The organism is Tenacibaculum sp. E3R01 (assembly GCF_003318185.1).
In the GTDB taxonomy this organism is placed as follows: Bacteria; Bacteroidota; Bacteroidia; order Flavobacteriales; family Flavobacteriaceae; genus Polaribacter; species Polaribacter halocynthiae.
In genome coordinates this window covers 450009-469697 of the sequence record NZ_QOCC01000019.1, presented here as the reverse complement: position 1 = coordinate 469697, position 19689 = coordinate 450009, and the positions used below count along the sequence as shown (strand labels likewise).

Genomic DNA, 19689 nt, shown 5'->3' with positions numbered 1-19689 from the left:
CTATTTCTTTATTAACATTCGTTTAATTTCATTTAACTTCATTAATGCTTCAATAGGCGTTAATGTATCAATATTTGTAGTTACTATTTCTTCACGTAAATCTTCTAATAAAGGATCGTCTAACTGAAAAAAGCTTAATTGCATTTCTTCATTGTTAATATCTTTCAAAGTATCTTTTACCTCTTTATGTGCATGATTTTCTTCTAACTGTTTTAGAATTTTATTTGCTCTTCGAATAACTGTTCCAGGCATTCCTGCTAGTTTTGCTACATGAATTCCAAAACTATGGTTACTACCTCCAGATACTAATTTTCTTAAAAAAATAATACTATCTTTTAATTCTTTTACAGATACATTAAAGTTTTTAATTCTATCAAAAGTTGTAGTCATTTCATTAAGTTCGTGGTAGTGCGTAGCAAATAATGTTTTTGCTTTAGAGGGGTGTTCATGCAAATATTCAGCAATTGCCCAAGCAATTGAAATACCATCATAGGTAGAAGTTCCTCTACCAATTTCATCTAACAGTACTAAACTTCTTTCAGAAATATTATTCAAAATAGAAGCTGTTTCATTCATTTCTACCATAAAAGTAGATTCTCCCATTGATATATTATCACTAGCACCTACTCTAGTAAATATTTTATCGACCAAACCTATACGTGCATTTTGGGCAGGTACATAACTTCCCATTTGAGCAAGTAAAACAATCAAAGCAGTTTGACGTAATATAGCTGATTTACCAGACATGTTTGGTCCTGTAATCATAATTACCTGTTGTTGATTTCTATTTAATACAACATCATTAGCAATATATTCTTCTCCTATTGGAAGTTGCTTTTCAATAACTGGGTGCCTTCCATTTTTAATTTCAATATCTGTACTTTTATCAACAATAGGACGAACATAATTATTATCAATTGCAAGTGTTGCAAATGATAACAAACAATCAATTTGAGCTATTAATTGTGCATTATGTTGCACTGGTTGAACAAAACCAATGATATAATTAACAAGTTTTCCAAAAATTTCTGTTTCTAATGATTGTATTTTTTCTTCAGCTCCTAATATTTTAGCTTCATACTCTTTAAGTTCTTCAGTAATATAACGTTCAGCATTTACTAACGTTTGTTTACGAATCCACTCTTCTGGAACTTTATCTTTATGTGTATTTCTAACTTCAATATAATAGCCAAAAACATTATTAAAAGCTATTTTTAAACTCGTAATTCCAGTTCGTTTCGTTTCACGTGCAAGCATTTCATCTAAATACTCTTTACCCGAATTTGATATGTTACGTAACTCGTCTAATTCTTCAGAAACTCCATTGGCTATAGCGTTTCCTTTATTAATATTTACTGGAGCTTCTTCAAAAACAGTTATTGATATTTTATCAATAAGCTCTTTACAATCATTTAACTGTTTTCCTATTAATTTTACCGATCCGTTTTTACTATTTTCAGCAGCTGTTTTTATAGGAATTATTGCTTTTAAAGAGTTTTTAAGTAAAATAACCTCTCTTGGTGATACTTTTCCTGTAGCTACTTTAGATATTAAACGCTCTATATCTGAAATTTGTTTTAACTGGTAAGTAACAGTCTCTAAAAACTCATCTGTATCAATTAAAAACTTTACTAATTCATGACGTTGATTAATAGCATCTAATTCTTTTAAAGGAAGAGCTAACCAACGCTTTAATAGCCTTCCTCCCATAGGAGAAATCGTTTTATCAATAATATTTAATAACGAAACAGAGTTTACTGAGTTACCACCGTGTAATTCTAAATTTCTAATAGTAAATCGATCCATCCAAACATAATTATCTTCTGCAATTCTGCTTATAGATTGAATATGTTCTAATTTATTATGTTGTGTTTCTGAAAGATAATACATAGCTGCTCCTCCAGCTACAATACCATATTCCAATTCATCAACACCAAAACCTTTCAAATTATTTACTTTAAAATGATTAGTTAACGTTTCAAAACCATAATCTTTTTGAAACACCCAATCTTCTATATAAAAAGTATGAAATCTATTTGTAAATAATTCTAAAAAACGTTGTTTATACTGTTTTTGAACAAGTACTTCACTTGGTTCAAAATTTTGCAATAGTTTGTCAACATATTCTTCATTTCCTTGCGCTATTAAAAACTCACCAGTAGAAACATCTAAAAAAGAAACTCCTATTAGTTTTTTTCCAAAATGAACAGATGCTAAAAAATTATTCGATTTTGATTGTAAAATATCATCATTTAAAGCAACACCAGGAGTTACTAATTCAGTAACACCTCGTTTTACAATCTTTTTTGTCATTTTTGGATCTTCTAACTGATCACAAATAGCAACACGTAAACCTGATTTTACTAATTTAGGTAAGTATGTATTTAATGAATGATGAGGAAAACCAGCCAAGGCTGTTTCACTTTCGCTTCCGGCTCCTCTTTTAGTTAATATAATGCCTAAAACTTCAGATGCTTTTACCGCATCTTCACCAAAGGTTTCATAAAAATCTCCCACTCTAAATAACAACATTGCATCTGGATATTTAGATTTAATTCCATTATACTGTTGCATTAATGGTGTTACCTTTTTTGCCTTTGCTTTTGCCAAGTTTATGGATTTTTTCAGTTAGTTTTGCGAAGATAAAAAAAAGTGACTAGTTGTTGGTTTTTAGTAGTCTTTTTATACTAAAAACCTAGAATTTTTAATTAATATGAACAGCAATGAGAAAACTTAAAAACAACGAATTAGGTAGAATTAGTGTTGAAGAGTTTAAACAAACTTCAAAAACACCAATTCTAGTAGTTTTAGATAATATTAGAAGCTTAAACAATGTAGGCTCAGTTTTTAGAACTTCTGATGCTTTTTTAATTGAAAAAATTTATTTGTGTGGTATTACAGCTACACCTCCTAACAAAGAAATTCACAAAACCGCTTTAGGTGCTACTGAATCGGTAGCTTGGGAACATATAGAAGACACCATAGAGTTAGTTAAGCGTTTAAAAAATGAAAACATAAAGGTTTTAAGTATTGAACAAGCAGAAAATAGTACAATGTTAGATACTTTTACTCCTGAAGACAACCAAAAATATGCTGTTGTATTTGGAAATGAAGTTAAAGGAGTACAACAAGAAGTAGTTTCTATTTCTGATACCTGTATTGAAATACCTCAACTAGGAACCAAACACTCTTTAAATATATCTGTTAGTTGCGGTGTAGTTTTATGGGATTTATTTACTAAGACTAAAAAAAAGTAATTTTAACTTTCATCTTTTTCATGTTCTTCAAGATCTTTGGTTAGATCTAATTTGCGAAGTGTTGGATTTAAAATACCAGTAGAAACTACGGTAATTAATGTCATTGTTCCTCCAAAAACAACTGCAGTTACAGTCCCCATTAATTTAGCCGTTAAACCACTTTCTAAAGCTCCTAATTCATTTGATGATCCAACAAACATAGAATTTACTGAAGATACTCTACCTCTCATATGATCAGGTGTTTTTAACTGTAAAATGGTTTGTCTAATAACCATAGATATTCCGTCAGTAACTCCACTAAAAAATAAAGCTACTAGAGAAATATAAAATGACGTTGATAATCCGAAAACAATAATACAAAGTCCGAAACCAAATATTGCACTTAATAACTTCATACCAGCATTTTTACTAATGGGTATATAAGCAGTAATTAACATGGTTAAGAACGCTCCTATTGCTGGAGCTGCTCGTAAAGCGCCAAAACCTTTGGCACCTACTTCTAAAATATCTTGTGCAAATATTGGTAATAAAGCAATTGCTCCACCAAAAAGAACAGAAATCATATCTAACGTAATTGCACCTAAAATAGCTTTTGTTTTAAAAACAAAAGAAATTCCTTCTCCTAAACTTTTTCTTATAGGTTCTCCCTTTTTAGGGTTCATAATAGGTTTTCTTTTAATAAAAAATACCATAAAAAAAGAAAATAATACCAATCCGAATACAATACATAATGAAAGGTTTACACCTAAAAGGTGAATAGAGTACCCTGCAAAAGCTGGTCCTAAAACACTTGCTATTTGCCATGTTGTACTACTCCAAGTAGCTGCATTAGGATATAATTTTTTAGGAACTATTAAAGCTATTAATGAAAAAATAGTTGGTCCAAAAAATGAACGTAAAAAACCACCAAAAAAAACTAATGCGTATATAGAATATAAAACGGTGTTAGAACTCCATCCTTCTACAAAATTAGGGTCTGTTAAAAAGTATAACCCTAAACTTATTAAAGAAAATAAACCTATACACAGTGCTAATAAATTTCGCTTCTCTTTTTGATCAACAATATGCCCAGCAAACAAAGCCATAGAAAAAGCTGGTAAAAACTCAAAAGCACCTATTAAACCTAAGCTCCAAGGATCTTTAGTTAATGAATAAACCTGCCATTCTATAATAATAAATTGCATGGACCATGCAAAAACTAATGCAAATCGTACTAAAAGAAAAATATTAAACTCTTTAATTCTTAACGAAGCATAGGGGTCTTTCTTTGACATTCTTTCTATTCTAATTCAATTTTAAGTCCATTAAAATGGCAAAAGTTTCATTAACATCTTCTTCTTTAACTACAACGGTCATTTCGTGGGTAGTTGATATTACCTCTTGCACAGCTATATTAGCCCAAGCAAATTGCTTTAATATAAAATAATAAACACCTGATTGTTCTAAATTTTCTTTTGGAAGTTTAATTGTTATTGAAGCTAAATCATTAACACTGTTAATTAATATTTCGCTTTTAAAGATATCTTCAACAAAAGGTTGTAAATTTTTACTAGTAACAATATTAGTTTCAAAAATTCCTTGAGAAACGGTTAAAAAGTAATCATTACTATCAGCAGATTTACTTAAAATCTTTGCTATTTCTTTTAGTAAAGAAGTAGTATTTTTAAAAGTAAAATCACACAAATCAGAACGAACTATAACATCTCCTAAATCTAATGCTAGTTTTTTAATATTTTTTCTAATACGTAATTCGTTTACTGGAGATAACCTATTAATAGCCATCATTACAGCACCTACTTTTATTTCTTTTTTAAGTAACTTAGAAACATCAGGTAATATTTCTCTAGCTAGTGATGATACGTTAATTAACTTTTCATTTAAAGCCTCTTCTATAAAGGGAGTTTTTCTGATAGTAATTTCAACAGCTTCTTGAATTGTTTTCATTTTTGTTAAATTTTAAACTAAAAGTAATAAAAATTATTTAAAGTGTAAAAATATACTTTTTATCTTAAAGTAAGATTTTTTATAAAAAAATTTGTAAATCAGATTTTTAGCCTAAATTTGTCGCTATTGTATTTCTATACAAAACCACACACAACTCAATTATAGAAGCGATTGATGAGACTTCTTATTTATAAGAAGAGGTTATTTGTACAAATGCAAACAACTAATCTAATCTATTTGTTAACTTTTTAAACTCATCTTTCGCTTCTTTCTTGTCATACAAAACATTATAAACTGCATCGATTATAGGTGTTTTAGCCCCATTATCTTTCTTAATGTTATATGCACTTTTAGCTGCATAATATCCTTCAGCAACCATACTCATTTCTAACATTGCTGATTTAACAGTATATCCTTTACCTATCATATTTCCAAACATTCTATTTCTACTAAATACAGAATATCCTGTAACTAATAAATCTCCTAAGTAAGCAGAGTTATTAATATTACGTTTCATTTTATGTACTTTCTTAATAAAACGTTTCATTTCACGTATAGCATTGCTCATTAATACTGATTGGAAATTATCTCCATATCCTAATCCGTGAGCTATTCCAGCTGCAATAGCATAAATATTTTTAAGCATTGCCGCATATTCGGTACCAATAATATCATCTGAAATTTTAATTTTTATGTAACGTCCTGCAATAAAATTGCTTAAATCTTTAGCTTTCTCTTGGTCTTGACAAGCTAATGTTAAGTATGATAAACGCTCCATAGCAACTTCTTCTGCATGGCAAGGCCCAGTTATAACTCCTATATTTTCAAACGGAATAGCATGTTTTTCATGAAAATGTTCACCAACTATAAGGCCAGATTCGGGAACGATTCCTTTAATGGCAGAAAAAATAACTTTATTTTCTAAAGATGTTGTTAGTTTATCTAATTCTGTTTTTAAAAAAGCTGAAGGAATAGCAAAAATTAAAATATCATAATTATCAACTATAACGTTCATATCATCTGATAAATCTAATTGTTCTGGATGTAACTCTGCTGAACTTAAATAACTAGGGTTATGCTTATTACGTTTAATATGTTCAATTGCATATACACTTCGCATATACCAACCTATGGTTTCTAAATTTTCAGAAAGCATTTTTATAATAGCTGTTGCCCAACTTCCGCCTCCTAAAACGGCTATCCTTTTAGTGTCTTTCATAAAGTAGTTTGTTTAATAATGCGAAATTAATAAATATAGAAACTACTATCTAAAACTTAAGGTTATTATATTTGAACTTGAAAAAATAAAAGCAGATGAACGTACAAATTATTAACAAATCAAAACACCAAATTCCAGCATATGAAACAGAAGGTTCTGCAGGGATGGACCTACGTGCTAATATTGAAAAAGCAATAACATTAAAACCTTTAGAAAGAGCAATCGTAAAAACTGGTTTATTTATTGCTTTACCTGTTGGTTTTGAAGCTCAAGTTAGACCAAGAAGTGGATTGGCTGCAAAAAAAGGAGTTACTGTTTTAAATGCTCCTGGAACTGTTGATGCAGATTATAGAGGAGAAATTGGAGTTATTTTAGTAAATCTTTCTAATGAAAATTTTGTTATAAATAATGGTGAACGTATTGCTCAATTGGTAATAGCAAAACATGAACGTATTAACTGGAAAGAAGTAACTGTTCTTGACGAAACTGAACGTGGTGCTGGTGGTTTTGGAAGCACTGGTGTTTAAATTAATTTATACACCTGACTCATTTTTCTAACCTCATCATGTAATAAGTCAAAATCTAAAAAACAATGTGAATGATATTGGTATCCCTTTTTTTTGTAGAACTCAAAAGCTTGCGGTTGCTCATCCATAGCATCTAACCATATTAATTCATATTGTTTTTTTATTGCTTCTTCTTCTAACCAATTTAATAAACTTTTACCAACTCCTTTTCCTTGTGTTTTTGAATGTAGATAAACCCTATGAAGTTTTACAGACTTCTTATTTTCTAAACCTTCTAATTCACTATTCCAAATAATTCTAAAATTACCTATAATTTCTCCTTTGTAAATTACAAAATAATAATCTGTGTTTTCTTGTAATAGTTCTTTTAAAATGTTCTTTTCAGAATATTGACTCTGCACATACCATTCTCCCCCATCTTTCCAGAAATGACTATAAGCTGCTGGGTAAATTTCCTTCATTAAATTAAAAAGAGATTCAGAATCTGAATTCAAAATCTCTTTTAATTGTATGTCTTCTGATATATGAATCATTCGTTTTTTAATACGAATTTACTTATAATTATAGTATAATTATTTATTGGTTTAGATTTATACTAAATCATTTTTTTATTTAATTTTTATAACAAAAAACTATTCGAAAACTACTTTTTATAAATTTCTTTCCCATTAAATACTGTCATAATAACTTTAGTTGTTTTAATTTGATTTGAAGATATTGTGAAAATGTTTTTGTCTAAAACAACAAAATCTGCTAGTTTCCCTACTTTTAAAGACCCAACTTTATCTTCTTGACGCATTACATAAGCTCCATTAATTGTATATGCTTTTATTGCTTCTTTTAATGATATATTTTGTGGTACTCTTGTAACTGCATTCTGAATTCCAACAAATGGATTTAATGTGCTTACATTCCAATCACTGCTCAAAGTTAATCTTGCTCCAGCTTCTTTTAATAATTTTATAGGTACTTGATTATTGGCTAATGTACTTCCTAATAAATGATTGTTTTCATGCCAGTATTGAGGCTGAGTAAAATCTCCAGTAACCTGAGCATCAGCTGTTACATTTAATCTTTTAAACCTACTTAAATCAGAAATATCAACCATTTCTACATGAGTTAATCTATGCCTTCCAATAGTAGTACCTTTCTTTTCAATTGCATTGAGTGCTTCATGAACACCTCTATTACCTATTGCATGAATGTGAAAATCAAATCCTACTGATTCTAATTCTTGAATATATTTTCCAATTCTTTCTTCTGTAAAATAATTCAACCCATTATTAGTTGATAAACCAAAGAAATCTTCTTTATAATTCGAATGTAATGCAGCGGTTGTATTATGAGTAATACCATCTGAATACAATTTGATTTGGTTAATTTTTAATAAACTGTTTTCATCATTAGAAAATAATGCTTTTAATGAAGCAATTTGATCTTTATCTTTTTCTGTTGGATATGCCCATAAACCTAAATTAAATCGAGCTGTTAGTTTACCATCAGTAGCTAAATTTTCCCAAGTTTTATGTTGCTTTCTTTTCCAATATGTTCTTGCATCAGAAACCGAAGTAATACCATTTTTTGCTAATTCAGGAAGTACATAAGAAACCATTCCATCATATTCTCCATTAGGGTTATTAACTGCTTTTATGGCTTGTTGAAAAACTACATCTCCTGCATTATCAATTAAAATACCATTTAACTTCCCATTATCTTTCATTATAATTCCTCCTTGAGGGCTAGGGCTAATATTAGTAATTCCTGCTAGTTCTAATGCTTTTGAATTTAACCACATAGAGTGAGAGGTTTGTTCCATTATAATTACAGGTCTATCAGAAATAGCTTCATTTATAATAGTTAATGGGTTTCTTTTTGCATCTAATAATGTATTAATTGAGTGTCCAAATCCTATTAACCATTTAACGTTTGGATTTTTTTTTGATGCTTTTTTTATTTCTGAAATATAATTTTCTGCATTTGTTTCATTTTCATTTAACACAAAAGAAGTTGTTGTAGACCCTACTTCCATAGGATGCATATGAACATCATGAAAGCCAGGCAATACTAATTTTCCTTTTAAGTCTATTTTTTCAACATTCTTATCAGCTTTTAATGCTGCTTCTTTATTTGTTCCTATAAAAACTATTTTGTTTTTTTCAATAAGCATTGCTTCAGCCCAAGGTTTTGCATCATTAACTGTATATATTTTAGCATTAAAATATAGCTTTTGAATTGATACTTGTTGAGTGTTCATTTTTATCTCTTCTTTTTTAGTACATGACTTAGAAGTAAATAAAAAGCTAAATAATATAATTATAATTTTCATTTGTTTCATGTTGTAGGCTAATTATAAATCAGCCTTTTTTTAAAGGTATATAAATTTCTGTTTCAAATTCACTCTCATTATTTGTATTTCCTTCATGTTTCGTATACTTTTCAATAAAAGGTTTTTCTGAAACTTCAAGATCTGTTGTAAATAACCATCTGGTGAAAATTTTATCATACGTTTTAGAAATACTTTGATACCTTCCTATATGTTTGAATACTGCATAACATTGCTCAGGAATAGTTTTCACCTTAAACTTTTTTGGAGGTGTTTCAATAGAATCAATTACAATACAAGCATCATAATCATAATTAATTATTTCAGATATTATAGGTTCATCCCATATAATTCCAAAAAATTCTGCTGTATTAACATCTATTTTAAGTTTAGAAGCGTCTTCTAAAAACTTTTCCCAAGCTCTATCTAATTTCGTACTATAATAATCGCCTTTAAAAGTAGTATATACTACTTTTTGAGCAGGTAAAACAGTAATTCTTTCTTCAAAAAAAGGCATGGTTTTTATGTTATTTTTGTTCTTCTTTTGAAATAATTCTTCTTTTTTATTTCTATACTTTGCTGGTGAAATTCCAAAGTGTTTTTTAAACGATTTACTAAATGTTTGTACATCTGAATATCCTATTTCTTCAGCTATTAACTTAATTTCTTTTAAAGAATATACTAACATCTTTGCTCCGTTTTCCACCTTTATTCTTGTAACATAAGCTCCTATAGTTTCATTATAGTATGCTTTAAATACACGCTGAAGATTCCTATATGAAAAACTCGAAAACTCTTCAAGTTCTTGAATAGAAATTTTCTCATTGTATTTAGATCGTAAATAAGAAACAACTTGTTGCAACCGGTTTTTATAGAATTCTTTTGTTTCCACAATGCAAATGTATACTAGGATTACTGTTTTACTTTTGTCTTAAATTGACAACCTTTAAAATACAAAAAAAGCGATTGAAATATCAATCACTTTTTTAAATTAGTATAAACAATAAATTATAGCTTACTTTTTTAAGACTTTTAATGATGTTTTATCATTTATAATTAAAACATATAATCCTTTTTCTAAATCATTTAATTGTATTACTTTTTTTATTCCTTTTCTTATTTTTTTTCCTGTAATATCGTATAATTTCCAATTCAATTTTTCAGATATTCCTTTGATCGTAATTACATCAATTGTTGGATTTGGGTATATTTCTATTTTAGAAGTAATTCCTTCAAAACCTTCTGTACTTAATACAGAATTATTAGAGACTCCTGGAGTTGGTTTAGTAAAAACTACGTACTCAGTACTTGCATCTACTTTTGCTCCGTAAGAAAAATCTGTATCAATAGCTGTAAAAGAAATTTCTTGAATTTTTTTAGTTGCATCAGGTGCTGTTAAAACAACTTGGTCAGTACCTTTTAATTTAAAACCTAAATGGTTTTCTCCTTGATCTACATCTTTATCAGCCCATAGTAACAAAAAACCTTTTGCTTTAATAGTTGTTTTACTAACATTAGTATTTGGAATTTTCCACTTTAATGGTTCTGATGGATTATCAGATACATAATAACCTGCTAAATTTACTGGTTTATCATTTGGATTATAAATTTCAATCCAATCGTCAAATTCTCCTTTTTCATCAGCAATAGTTGTGTCATTTTTTCCCTGAACCTCGTTTATAACTAAATTAGTTGGTGATGATGTTACTGGTTCAAAAACTGCTTTAATTCTAGAATTTGTTGAAAAAACTGGAGAAATATTTAAATCTGTACTTGTAAAATCTCCTTCCCATCGAACAAATTTATATCCTGGTAAAGCTTCAGCAGAAAAATGAATAGGTATATTTTTAAAATATGTTCCTGTAAATGTTTCTTTAACAGATTTCACATTATGAACTCTTATAATTCCTTTTGTTATATCTGAACTCTCATAAGTTACTAGTATTGGATCTTCTAGTGAATATTCATTTTTTATTCTATTAAAAATAGTAGAATCAAATCTTCCTTTTATATCTTTTCTAAGCGCTTCAACATTATTTTTCCATTCAGTTAAATTTGCAAAAGGAGGTTTATTATATTTATTATAACCTTGATCAACAGCTAATTTAGAATTTATAATTGCATGTGCTGGAATTTCACTTTCCAGTTCTTCTTCCATTTTATTTAAAATAGTAATTGCTCGGTCTTTATTATAAATATGATTTATAGTAGCGCTAATAAATTGTATAGCTTCTGTTTTATAAGCCTCATGTGCTTTCATTTCAGAAGGTATAATTGATGATACCGGCATCGATCCAGTTAAAGGAACATGATCTTCTCCAAGTAAACCAAAAGTAGCATCATAATCATGCATAAAATAGTGGTTTTCATGAGCTGTTTTACCTGATAAATCTTTCCAACTTCCAAATCCATATTCATTTAACTCAGCATAACTAATTAAAAATTGAGCATTTACATGATCATTAAAATTCAATATTTTATCAAATTTTTCTCTATCTGTTGTAAAAGTATATGGAATCCAATCTCTACCATTTTTTTTAAATTCTCCTTTCTTTAAATCATAATTATGTTTCACATAATCATTATCATCATCTTCTCTTACATTAATAATACCTTGATATTTTGCATTTACATATAAAACTGCAGGGCGATATCCTTCAAAAGGAAAATCTGCTAAATTATCTTGACCTAATAACCTAGCTATAAAAGCATCTCTCATATGTGTTTCTGACCAATCTTGACTTGCATTTCTTAGTAAAAAACTCTCAAATTCATCTGTTTTTTTATTTGGGTACATTTTATAATCAAAATCATCATCTCCGTATACTCCATCAGCTTCTACTTTACCATTTAATTGAGGTTGATTTCTTGATGTTCTTCCTGACTCTCTAAAATTTGCATACTGATTAATAGCAACTGTACCATCTTTCTCTATAAAATTAAATTGAACTCTTCCATCAATTACTTCTTTCTTATTTGAATTCAAATAAGAATTATCTGACGTTAATAAAACTACAGGTAAATTATGAGTAGCTCCAATAATATAAGATCGGTTTTCAATATTACTATACTCTGTTAATGATTTAATTACTATTGTTTTTAACACTGTGTTTTTATCAACAGTTATTGGTCCAGAATATAATATTGAACTCAATGATGGTTTTGTTCCATTTAATGTATAATACAATTTCCCTTCTCCTTTTTTTGTTATTTCTATAGTTTGATTAGCGCTATATAAACCTGTAGGTATGTTTATTTTAATATCAGAATCTAATAAAGTAAATGCAGAACTATCTGAGTTCTCTGAACTTGGCGTTGGTTTATTCATAAAAGAATAAGAACCATCAACTAAACGACCATAAGAAACATCATTTTGAATTAAAGGGTATTCTATTTTATGTATTTCTGAGCCATCTTTTTTAGAAAGTATAATTTCTTCTCCAGTAGTTGATAACTTAAAATTGGTACTTAAACCAGAATTTGTATTATCTGCTATTATTAATAAAAAACCATTAGCTAATATTTTTGTTCCTGAAGGAATAGTCCACTTTTTTAAGTTCTCTTTGTCATCAGTTAAAAAATAACCACTAAGGTCAATTGATGAACTTGTTGTATTTTTTAATTCAATCCAATCAGAGTATTCTCCTGTTTTTGGATTTTTATAAGTACTTAAATTTTTTGCTTGAATTTCATTAATAACTATTTCTTGTGCAGTTACTAAAGTAGTAGTTAATAATAATACTAAAAAATAATATTGTTTCATATAGTTAGGTTTTTATAATGATATACCACTATTAAGTGATTCATTAATTACAATACGTCTAACTAAAATTTTACCCTATGCTAAAAACAAAAAAACTGCTAAAAATTATTTTTAGCAGTTTTTATAATGTTTAAACTTATTTTATTTTTTAATAAATATTTTATGTTCTTTTTTATTTCTATTTATAATTTGTAAAATATAAGTTCCATTTTCTAAATTTTCTAAATTAAATCTGATTTTTTGACTATTAATATTTCTTTTTTCTGTAATATTTTTACCTGTAATATCTAATATTTGAATTTTAATATTTGAATTTTTAATTACAGTTTTATTACTTAAAGTAATTATTAATTCACGACTAACAGGGTTTGGGTATATTGTAGTTTCATCTAACTGTATATCAGAAGTATTGAGTCTTGACTGAGCATTAGAATTAATACTTACAGTATAATCTTCTACTTCACCATCTCCAACACTACCACATGAATTTGGAGCAGTATTATATTTCATTGATACTCGCATTCTTGTATTTCCTAATTTTGCACTTGCTGGTACTTCTATTGTTCCAGTTACTGCAGTCGTTGATCCAGATCCTGCATCAAAAGCTACTTCATCTGTTCCAAAAGTTCCATCTTGATTATAATCTATCCATACTTTAAAATACTCTTTATAAGTAGTTCCTGAATGCCCTGGTGTTAACGTTATTTCTGTTGAAGACCCAGTTCCTAATGATATTGTTTTAGATGTAAAATCTGAATATTTTTGAGCATCTGAGTTATTTATAAAACTACCTACTTTTACTCCTGAAATCCATTCATACTGTACTCGTGTTCCTGCGGATTCACAATACGTAATAGGGTTTGGATTTGTTGACCCTGAAATATTTACAGTATAATCTTCTACTTCTCCATCTCCAACACTACCACATGGATTTGGAGCAGCATTATATTTCATCGATACTCGCATTCTTGTATTTCCAGATTTTGCGCTTGCTGGTACTTCTATTGTTCCAGTTACTGCTGTTGCTGATGCTGACCCTGCATCAAAAGCTACCTCATCTGTTCCAAAAGTTCCATCTTGATTATAATCTATCCAAACCTTAAAATACTCTTTATAAGCAGATCCTGAATGCCCTGGTGTTAACGTTATTTCATTTGATGAACCTCCTGGTAATGTTATGGTTTTTGATGTAAAATCTGAATACTTTTGAGCGTCTGAGTTATTTATAAAACTACCTACTTTTACTCCTGAAATCCATTCGTATTGTACTCGTGTTCCTGCTGATTCACAATAGGTAATACTTGAGCCTTTATTTACTGTAATATACCCTTCTTTTGTCATTGTATTATCACCACCTAAATTACTAGCTGTTAACGTTACTTTAAATGTACCTTCTGAATTATAAGTAATTGAAGGGTTTTGTTCTATTGATGTAGTTGGAGTACCTCCATCAAACGACCATGACCATCCTGTAGGACTGTTTGTAGAACTATCAGTAAAAACAACTGTTGTTCCTTCTGTAATTGTAGTTGAATTTGCTTCAAAATTAGCTACTGGAGCTTGAACTGTTGTTCCTGTAAGATTAACTGTATAATCTTCTATATCAGCTTCAACTATTTCACCACATCTTGGCCTATCATTATTGTCGTATGAATAATAACGAATTACTCTCATTAAAGATGTTCCATTTGAATAAATTTTAGGAACAGTTATATTTCCATTTAATACCATATCTGGAGTATCTGAAGCTACTGCTCTTCTTTCATAAGCTATTTCATTATCAGAAAATTCATTGTTTCTGTTCCAGTCAATCCAAACAACTAAATTAGTTCCTGCTTCACTAGTTGCATTTGTAATTTGTTGATATGTTGTTAACTCAATAGGGTATGTTTGTCCTTGTATTAAACTTGTAGATAAACTAGTGAAATCACCATATCCAGTTCCACCTTTTTGTGTTACATTGTTAATATCACCAAACACAACTTTTGTTACATCATTTCTTCGTGGATAAGTTCCTCTTCTTGAAACTTGACAATACTCTGTTGGATGTGGATTAACCTTTAATGATTTTTCAATACTTTGTGAAACACTTCCTTTTTTAACTGTTAATTTCACTTTAAAAGTACCTACATTTTCATAATAAATACTAGGTGGAGTTTTACCATTAAACGTAGCTGGAACTCCTCCTTCAAATTCCCAATTCCATGAATCTGGTTCTCTAGTAGAAGCATCTGTTACTACCAATAACTCTTTGGCAGAAATACTCTCAGGCATTTCAAATTTAGCTACTGGATATATTGGATTTGAATTTGAAATATTAATAGTATAATCTTCTACTTCACCATGTAAAAAGAAATCACAAGGAGATGGTTTAGGATTATCTGATTCTGTTTCATTTTTCATTGTAATACGTAATGTATAAGTTCCGTTTACATTTGGTAATGTTACTTCTCCTCCATAATCACTTCCTGCTGGATAAGGGTTTGACATATGAATTTGTTCTCCATTATCTTCAAAATCTTTATCTCCATTTAAATCAATCCAAATACCAAGAATATTTGTTCCTGATGTTTTTATTCCATCATCTTTTATAGAAAAATTATTAGCACCAGGACGTACTTTTATCGTTTTACTTGTAAAGTCAGTATAGTTTTGAGGAAAATCTGATTTTTGAGAAAACTGTTCAAAATTAAAAGTTCCTATTGCACTAGAATAATCATCATATTTCTCATTAATATTTGCAGCTGCATAACAATAATCATTAGGTATTTGACCTACCGTAATTGCTTCATTTGGTCTTTTGTTATAAGCTATAGCAAGTAACCTAGCTTCAAATCCGTTTGGTCTAGATTCAAATTTCATCCATCCATAGTGTAATCTTCCTGCTCGGTCTCTAAAACGTAATCCTGTATAAGTAATTTTTCCATTATGAGGAACACCAGTTCCTGATAGTCTTGGGGCATTATTAACCCCATAACCAGTAGAAACAAAACTACTTGATGCGTTTACTTGCGTTCCAACATTAAGAGAAATAGGATGTAGGGTAGTAGCATCCATTGTAAATCCTTTTCCTCTAGCATTTAATACTACATATTCTCCATTATTAGAATTATCAGTATAATGAGTTATAGAATACCTAGAATTATCACCAAAATCAAAATCTGTATCTATATAGATCCATCTATTGGTGTTACTACTATTAATCCAAGGAGTTAAATTTTCTGTACTTATGTATGTAATATCATAAGGATCAAAAAATCTAATTTGTAAGTCAAAATTCGTTTTATTGCTTGGAGCAATAGTAAATGCTGATTCATTAAATTGAATTTTTGCTAATGTTCCATCACCTACAACATGACTACTTGCAGTACCTTGTATTTTTAACTTCCCTAATTTACTAGTTACTTTTTGAATACTAGCTGATAATCCCGGTGGTAAATTAGTAATTGTAAAATGTATACCATTAGCTAAATTTTGAGAAGTAAAATTTGCACTACCTTCTAGAATAATATCTATTTCTTCTGAAAAAGTTCCGTTATTAACTTCGTCTTCAAAAAAAACTGGCTTAGATAATGCAATAGATGGTTTATCTCCTATACCTGCTTTAACAGTTGCTTCTGGGTTTTTATGCGAATAATAATCAATAAATCGTGCTATTTTTCCATCTGAAGATACCTCAACTCTTGCCCATCCATAAAAATATTTTCCAGGAAAAGATTCTCTTTCAATTCTCATACCTACAAAACCTCTTTTACCTTTCCATACTTGATAAGTATTATCTAATAAAAGTCTATCTCTGTCATCATGATCCCAGTTTAAATTAGGCCCAATTGTAGTACCTTCCTCAATTAATAAAACTTGTTTGCTAGCATTAACCGCCACATGTTTAGTTCCTGCATCAAATCCGATCATTAATTTATTATCATCTACAGAAAGCTCATACCTAGGACGTTGTTGACCTGGGGTTATTCCAAAACCTACAAAGTTATTTCCGTCTATAGCTACTTGTCTTAATTCATCAAAAGTTAAATATGTACTTTCATAAGCATTATTATACTCTATACGTAAATCTGGTCGGCTATATCCTTTAATATTTACAGCATTAAAACCAGTAAAAGCAGCATTATTAAATGTTAACTTTAAGTTTCTTATGTTATTATCTTTTACATGGCTTACAGCTTTCCCAGTTAAACGAACTACAGCTTCAGTAGTACTATTACTTATCACTTGTACATTTAAACCAGAAGGTAAGTTTTCAACTGTATAACTATTACTAGGTAATGTTCCTACATTTGAAAATTTTGGGCCATTTACTAATGTAATTTTTACATCTCTTCCTCCACCAATGGTTCCATCATTTTCAAAACTTTCAGTAAATGTAGTGTAATCATAATACAATCTTGGTTCATTTGTATTTTGTGAAAATACTTCAGCATGATTGCTTGTTTGCCATAAAGGTTTTCTTGAAGAGAAATCTAAAGCAGCTTGCATACGCTGTATTTGACCTCTTGTAAACATTCTATAACAATCAGAATAATCCATAAAATTTTCAGAATTTGGAATTCCTGCTCCTGAGCATTTTTCTTGTGTAACTATACAATCTAAGCTAACTGTAGTTGCTGGAGTATCATCTACATTATCTCCTGTACCTGAACACCCACCTTCAAAAGTGTGTGCTAAATTTAAATAGTGACCAAATTCATGAGTTAATATTCTTCTAAAGTTTTCACTACTATTAGTTCCTAAATATCTCCCATTAAAAACTGCTCTTGCTACATTTCTATCTGATTGATCTTTATTTGGATACCATGCTACTCCAGATCTATTAAGTTTGCCATCCTTTTTTAAGTCTAATAAAATATAAACATTAAAATATTTATAATTATCCCAAGCAAACTTGGCAATTTCTTCATCATAAATGTTATCTGCTCCAAATCCGGCTCTATTTGTATAATAATTTATACCTGTTGTTGGATTTCCGTTAGGATCTACTTCAGCTAAACGAAATTCAACATCTAAGGTTGACCTGAGGTTTTTAAATCTATCAGATACATCATGAAAATCATTGTTAAGCCCATTAAAATCTTCATTAGTTTTTTTTAAGGCATCTTTAACTAAAGCATCATCAACCTTTTTACCAACGAAATCAGTACCAAAAACATGAAATACAATAGGTATAACATATTTAGAAGCTCTATTTGCTGTTCCTTTTTTAAATTCTTCTTTTCTTTTTTTTATAAATTTTTTAGTTAAATGTTCATGTTTTTCTGCTTCTATTCTTGCTTTATCATTTTGCAAAAAATAGTTTTGTCGTGATGGTGTATCACACCGAGTTGGTATATCATCACTTTCTTGAGAATAGGTTGAAAATGATAGTAATCCAATTAATAATAGGATAGTTCTAGTTAGTTGTTTCATGTTTAGAAGAGTTAATTAAATATTAAATTTTCAGCAATTTAACATTAAAAACACCTAAACAACATTAATAGTTAATATAATATTATAATATGGTAATAAATTAACATTACTATTAAATAAAACATAAAAACCATAAAAAAAAGCTATAGAATTAACTTCTACAGCTTTGATTAGTAATAGTTTGAACTTTTAATGTATATACTTAATCTTGATTTTCAATAGCCTCTTTTATTTTATTTTCAAGTTCTTCCATTAGCTCAGGATTATCTTTTATAACACCTTTTACAGCATCTCTACCTTGACCTAATTTTGTGTCTCCATAGCTAAACCATGAACCACTTTTCTTTATAATTCCATATTCAACACCAATATCTAATACTTCTCCTACTTTAGAAATACCTTGTCCATACATAATATCAAACTCAGTCATTTGAAATGGTGGTGCTACTTTATTTTTAACAACTTTTACTTTAGTACTGTTTCCAATAACTTTATCGCCATCTTTAATTTGAGTTCTTCTACGGATATCTAAACGAACTGAAGCATAAAATTTTAAGGCATTACCACCTGTTGTTGTTTCAGGATTTCCAAACATAACACCAATTTTTTCACGTAATTGGTTTATAAATATAACTGTACAATTAGTTTTACTAATAGTACCTGTTAATTTACGTAATGCTTGTGACATTAAACGAGCATGAAGTCCCATTTTAGAGTCTCCCATTTCACCTTCAATCTCTGATTTAGGTGTTAATGCAGCAACTGAATCAATAACCACAATATCAATTGCACCTGAACGTATTAAATTATCAGCAATTTCTAATGCTTGTTCACCATGATCTGGTTGAGATATGATTAAATTATCAACATCTACTCCTAAGCTCTCTGCATAAAAACGATCAAAAGCATGTTCAGCATCAATAAAAGCAGCAATACCTCCTGCCTTTTGAGCTTCAGCAATTGCATGTATACTTAAAGTAGTTTTACCTGATGATTCTGGTCCATAAATTTCAATAATTCTTCCTCTTGGATATCCTCCTACGCCTAAAGCTAAATCTAAACCTAATGATCCTGATGAAATAGCCTCAATATCTTCTACTTGACTATCACCTAATTTCATTACTGCTCCTTTTCCATAAGTTTTATCTAACTTATCTAGTGTAAGTTGAAGCGCTTTTAATTTTGCTTCTTTTTCTTTATCTGCTGCCATAAAATCTGCTAAAATTAGTGTAAAAATA

The 19689-nt window shown here is 29.2% G+C and carries 12 protein-coding genes; 2 read left to right on the top strand and 10 right to left on the bottom strand.

Annotated features, from left to right (window positions below):
* Positions 1-2610, bottom strand: a complete 2610-nt coding sequence (mutS, locus tag DS884_RS07250; protein ID WP_113786281.1) for a DNA mismatch repair protein MutS — start codon at positions 2608-2610, stop codon at positions 1-3.
* Positions 2611-2723: 113 nt separating this feature from the next.
* On the opposite strand from mutS, the gene DS884_RS07245 reads away from it, so the two are divergent.
* A complete protein-coding gene (locus DS884_RS07245; RefSeq protein ID WP_093869510.1) occupies positions 2724-3257 on the top strand; it encodes an RNA methyltransferase in 534 nt (177 codons plus the stop codon).
* Between the two features lie 2 nt (positions 3258-3259).
* On the opposite strand, the gene DS884_RS07240 is transcribed toward DS884_RS07245, so the two are convergent.
* The 3 genes from DS884_RS07240 to DS884_RS07230 all read right to left on the bottom strand — a co-directional run bounded on the left by DS884_RS07240 (position 3260) and on the right by DS884_RS07230 (position 6420).
* Positions 3260-4531, bottom strand: coding sequence for an MFS transporter (locus DS884_RS07240; protein ID WP_113786280.1), 1272 nt, complete (start codon positions 4529-4531; stop codon positions 3260-3262).
* Between the two features lie 10 nt (positions 4532-4541).
* Positions 4542-5201: a hypothetical protein gene (locus DS884_RS07235; protein ID WP_093869512.1), complete on the bottom strand. Its 660-nt coding sequence runs from the start codon at positions 5199-5201 to the stop codon at positions 4542-4544.
* Between the two features lie 223 nt (positions 5202-5424).
* Positions 5425-6420: an NAD(P)H-dependent glycerol-3-phosphate dehydrogenase gene (locus DS884_RS07230; RefSeq protein ID WP_093869513.1), complete on the bottom strand. Its 996-nt coding sequence runs from the start codon at positions 6418-6420 to the stop codon at positions 5425-5427.
* Between the two features lie 95 nt (positions 6421-6515).
* On the opposite strand from DS884_RS07230, the gene dut reads away from it, so the two are divergent.
* The gene (gene dut / locus DS884_RS07225) at positions 6516-6947 is read left to right on the top strand and encodes a dUTP diphosphatase (protein ID WP_113786279.1); all 432 of its coding nucleotides are present in this window, start codon (positions 6516-6518) and stop codon (positions 6945-6947) included.
* Here dut and DS884_RS07220 read toward each other — a convergent pair.
* The 6 genes from DS884_RS07220 to recA form a co-directional block, all read right to left on the bottom strand.
* Positions 6944-7480, bottom strand: a complete 537-nt coding sequence (locus DS884_RS07220) for a GNAT family N-acetyltransferase (protein WP_093869515.1) — start codon at positions 7478-7480, stop codon at positions 6944-6946. The genes dut and DS884_RS07220 overlap by 4 nt on opposite strands.
* A gap of 110 nt (positions 7481-7590) precedes the next feature.
* Positions 7591-9273: an amidohydrolase gene (locus DS884_RS07215; RefSeq protein WP_199488192.1), complete on the bottom strand. Its 1683-nt coding sequence runs from the start codon at positions 9271-9273 to the stop codon at positions 7591-7593.
* A gap of 28 nt (positions 9274-9301) precedes the next feature.
* A complete protein-coding gene (locus DS884_RS07210; protein WP_113786278.1) occupies positions 9302-10162 on the bottom strand; it encodes a GyrI-like domain-containing protein in 861 nt (286 codons plus the stop codon).
* 123 nt (positions 10163-10285) lie between these two features.
* Positions 10286-13033, bottom strand: a complete 2748-nt coding sequence (locus tag DS884_RS07205) for a lamin tail domain-containing protein (RefSeq protein WP_113786277.1) — start codon at positions 13031-13033, stop codon at positions 10286-10288.
* A 141-nt stretch (positions 13034-13174) separates the two neighbouring features.
* Entirely contained in the window at positions 13175-18451 is a 5277-nt protein-coding gene (locus DS884_RS07200; RefSeq protein WP_113786276.1) for a GEVED domain-containing protein, read from the bottom strand.
* 202 nt (positions 18452-18653) lie between these two features.
* Positions 18654-19661 (bottom strand): recombinase RecA, encoded by a 1008-nt coding sequence (gene recA, locus DS884_RS07195; RefSeq protein ID WP_093871962.1) that lies wholly within the window; start codon positions 19659-19661, stop codon positions 18654-18656.
* Positions 19662-19689 lie beyond the last annotated feature (28 nt).

Coding starts and splice junctions, on each gene's coding strand:
- DS884_RS07245 (WP_093869510.1), top strand. CDS start 2,724: ATGAGAAAACTTAAAAACAACGAATTAGGTAGAATTAGTGTTGAAGAG.
- DS884_RS07240 (WP_113786280.1), bottom strand. CDS start 4,531: ATGTCAAAGAAAGACCCCTATGCTTCGTTAAGAATTAAAGAGTTTAAT.
- DS884_RS07235 (WP_093869512.1), bottom strand. CDS start 5,201: ATGAAAACAATTCAAGAAGCTGTTGAAATTACTATCAGAAAAACTCCC.
- DS884_RS07230 (WP_093869513.1), bottom strand. CDS start 6,420: ATGAAAGACACTAAAAGGATAGCCGTTTTAGGAGGCGGAAGTTGGGCA.
- dut (WP_113786279.1), top strand. CDS start 6,516: ATGAACGTACAAATTATTAACAAATCAAAACACCAAATTCCAGCATAT.
- DS884_RS07220 (WP_093869515.1), bottom strand. CDS start 7,480: ATGATTCATATATCAGAAGACATACAATTAAAAGAGATTTTGAATTCA.
- DS884_RS07215 (WP_199488192.1), bottom strand. CDS start 9,273: ATGAAAATTATAATTATATTATTTAGCTTTTTATTTACTTCTAAGTCA.
- DS884_RS07205 (WP_113786277.1), bottom strand. CDS start 13,033: ATGAAACAATATTATTTTTTAGTATTATTATTAACTACTACTTTAGTA.
- DS884_RS07200 (WP_113786276.1), bottom strand. CDS start 18,451: ATGAAACAACTAACTAGAACTATCCTATTATTAATTGGATTACTATCA.
- recA (WP_093871962.1), bottom strand. CDS start 19,661: ATGGCAGCAGATAAAGAAAAAGAAGCAAAATTAAAAGCGCTTCAACTT.